This window comes from Fulvimonas soli (assembly GCF_003148905.1).
Classification (GTDB): Bacteria; Pseudomonadota; Gammaproteobacteria; order Xanthomonadales; family Rhodanobacteraceae; genus Fulvimonas; species Fulvimonas soli.
In genome coordinates, this window is the sequence record NZ_QGHC01000031.1 from 1 (window position 1) to 3103 (window position 3103).

General features: G+C 54.0%; 3 protein-coding genes. All 3 read left to right on the forward strand.

All coding sequences use genetic code 11. The features are described 5' to 3' along the window. Window positions 1-463 precede the first annotated feature (463 nt). The 3 genes from C7456_RS17075 to C7456_RS16655 all read left to right on the forward strand — a co-directional run bounded on the left by C7456_RS17075 (window position 464) and on the right by C7456_RS16655 (window position 2811). Window positions 464-841, forward strand: coding sequence for a hypothetical protein (locus tag C7456_RS17075; protein ID WP_139942978.1), 378 nt, complete (start codon window positions 464-466; stop codon window positions 839-841). A 66-nt stretch (window positions 842-907) separates the two neighbouring features. After that, window positions 908-1744, forward strand: a complete 837-nt coding sequence (locus tag C7456_RS16650) for a S1 family peptidase (protein WP_211306348.1) — start codon at window positions 908-910, stop codon at window positions 1742-1744. A gap of 473 nt (window positions 1745-2217) precedes the next feature. Further along, window positions 2218-2811: a hypothetical protein gene (locus tag C7456_RS16655; protein WP_211306349.1), complete on the forward strand. Its 594-nt coding sequence runs from the start codon at window positions 2218-2220 to the stop codon at window positions 2809-2811. Window positions 2812-3103: the final 292 nt, after the last annotated feature.

Sequence of the window (3103 nt, forward strand, 5' to 3'; positions counted from 1 at the left end):
GACTGCTTGATGAACCCGATGATCTGCTCGGTGGTGAAGCGACTCTTCTTCATGTCCGTCCTCGTGGTTGACGGACTTTACAGCTTCACTTGGTACGGCTCAGTGGGGGCAGGTCAGCACCATGCAAAACCGCGATCTTGACCATCTGATAGAGCATGCCATCTCCGCGACAGACGCATTCGTTGAGGTGCTTACTGCGGAGGACCTGCCCGGCTGGGCCGCTCGCTTCTCAGCCATTGCATCTATGCTCCGAGAGGGCGATATCCGTGGTGCGGTGTATAACCACAGCAACTGCTGTTACGGCGGTCCCGGAAGTCTCAGTGATGTCTTTGCCAAAGATCAGCGGCAATTCGACAAGGCTTGGTCAGCGTGTGGCGCAAGTCTCCGCGCGCTCGGCAAGGCCTAACAATTCATTCAAGCCGAACCCGCTTCGCGGGTCGGCTTAATTCAGGCGTTAGGCCGCATGAGAGACTTCCGCAAGATGCTCAGATGGATTCTCCTGATCGCCGGGATTGTCTGGGGCCTCTTGCAGCTCAACGGTGCCGTTTTTGCCGCATGGGTCGCGGGCGGGCCGCCTTCACCCAACCCAGACGGCTGGCTATTTGTCGCAGGCAGCCGTTTGGCCTGGGCTGCCGCATCTTTCTTGGCGGGTGCCGGTCTGTTTGTCCTGCTGCGCCGCGACCGCCCTGCCAACCGCTATGCTGTAGTTGCACTGGCGGCAGCAGTTCTTCTTACAGCCTTCCCGTACATCCGTGAGTTCATCGCCTCGGATGCTTGCTTAGACTCAGGTGGTCGTTGGTCTGATCTGCGGTGTGTTCACAGTGCCCCGTCTGCGGCCTAACAATTCATTCAAGCCGAACCCGCTTCGCGGGTCGGCTTAATTCAGGCGTTAGGCCCTTTAGGAGACATGCTCGTGCTTTCAGCTGCTGAAAAGCTTATGCAAACGACGGTTCGGCTTGAATGCCTACTACAAAACGGAAAAACTTCGACAGGCACTGGTTTTTTCTTCTCATTCGAAGTCGATGAGAACGCAAGCATTCCTCTGATCGTGACTAACAAGCACGTCATTAACGGCAGCACCAGAGGGACCTTTGTCCTTACAAAGCGCGATGATGCGGGAGAACCTGTTGTCGGATCCTATGAGCACATTCAATTAGACAACTTTGAATCACTTTGGCTAAAGCATCCTGATCCAAACGTAGATCTTGCTGTCTTTCCAATGGCGCCACTTCTCAATGGAGCGGAGCAAGCTGGAAAGAAGTTTTTCTTTCTACCATTGGGCGAAACGTTAATTCCAACCAGTGAGGTCCTGAGCGGGCTTGGTGGAATTGAAGACATAACAATGATTGGCTATCCCAACGGCATCTGGGACATCCGCAACAATATGCCAATAGTACGCAGGGGAATTACTGCCACCAATCCAAAGCATGATTACAACGGCCTTCCAATCTTTGTAATAGATTGCGCGTGCTTCCCCGGCTCAAGTGGCAGCCCGGTCTTGATCTTCAATCAGGGCGGCTACATGGATGCAAATGGCAATCTCAATCTTGGCGGCACGCGGGTGATCTTGTTGGGCGTGCTATTCGCTGGCCCTCAACATGTCGCGGAGGGCGAGGTTCAGACCATTGATGTGCCGCTACAACAGCTTTCCATCAGCCTGTCCAAGATCCCAAATAACCTTGGATTCGTCGTTAAAGCACAAAAGCTTCACGATTTTCGGGCTCAACTACTAGCAAGGGCCTAACAATTCATTCAAGCCGACGCCGCTTCGCGGTGTGGCTTAACTCAGGCGTTAGGCCCCAATGACAGACCTCATGAGCCACGAGGAGTACGTCCAAACCGTAAGGCAGCAGGCTGCGGACATTTGTTCCGGCATCTTGGCCGGGACGATTCCACTGCTTGAGGGTTGCCATTCGCTGGCCTCTCTACGGTGGGAGGTTGAGGTGGATGAGCGGGATGCAGACTTTTCCACTTTCGCCATGATCTCTTCCGAGACAGATGCGCTTCCCATCGGAGACGTTCGCGCGCATTGGGCGCCGGAGGCACTGGCAGCACTAGAGCCACGGATACAATCGGCAATTGAGTGGGCCACTCCGCAAGCTCTACCAGCTTGCCGCTCGGTAGTGCAGCGGTTTGGGGCCTAACAATTCATTCAAGCCGACGCCGCTTCGCGGCGCGGCTTAATTCAGGCGTTAGGCATCAGATCTGAGGGCATCGATGGCCATTGACTTTAAAAGCATCATGGCGCTTGATCTTCAGCTTTCCGATCGAGAGATGTTTTTGATCGGGATGATCGTTGCCCACTGGGGATCACTAGAACACGAGGTGTTTACCCAGACTCTCCTCAGCTTCGATAGCCGAGAAGAGCCGGCGGAAGCCCTACCAAAGGCAATGAACAACATACAGTTCGCGCAAGTGCTTTCTTTGTGGAAAGAACGGGTCGTGGACACAAGTACAGGCGAGAGGTTGTCTAGCTTCCGAGTAGTGTATGACACGCTCGTCAATCTAAAAGAGCCGAGAGACGCGTTGATTCATGGCATGTGGCTTTGGTCGCCCGAAAGCGGTGGCCGCATTAGTACCGTGCGCGTAAAGAAGCGTGAAGTTATTACCACTCATTTTAATGCAGACTACTTGGAAGACTTTGCGTTTCGTCTTGCAAAGCTCAATTTCATGATCCGGTATCCTCGCGGCACCATTGATCTGGCCGCGGAGCGCCAAAGCGATGGCTTCTACATAAGTCGCAAGTTTCTTGAAATGATGACTAAGCCGGCAGAGGCCAGTACCAACTCGGAGAGTTCATCTGATGCCTAACAATTCGTTCAAGCCGATGCCGCTTCGCGGCGCGGCTTAATTCAGGCGTTAGGCAGCAGACCAACTTATGCCGTACTTCAAGTTCATTCTCTCTGGCCGCGGCATTGACCTGCCATTCGAGAGTGAGTCGGTTGTCGGATTCCTCACTACCAGGTTAGTTCGTGCCGCTGACCTTGTGACCTGCCCCCACTGAGCCGTACCAAGTGAAGCTGTAAAGTCCGTCAACCACGAGGACGGACATGAAGAAGAGTCGCTTCACCACCGAGCAGATCATCGGGTTCATCAAGCAGTC

Excerpts from the sequence above, each read along its gene's own strand:
- C7456_RS17075 (WP_139942978.1), top strand. The coding sequence starts at position 464 with ATGAGAGACTTCCGCAAGATGCTCAGATGGATTCTCCTGATCGCCGGG.
- C7456_RS16655 (WP_211306349.1), top strand. The coding sequence starts at position 2,218 with ATGGCCATTGACTTTAAAAGCATCATGGCGCTTGATCTTCAGCTTTCC.
- C7456_RS16650 (WP_211306348.1), top strand. The coding sequence starts at position 908 with ATGCTCGTGCTTTCAGCTGCTGAAAAGCTTATGCAAACGACGGTTCGG.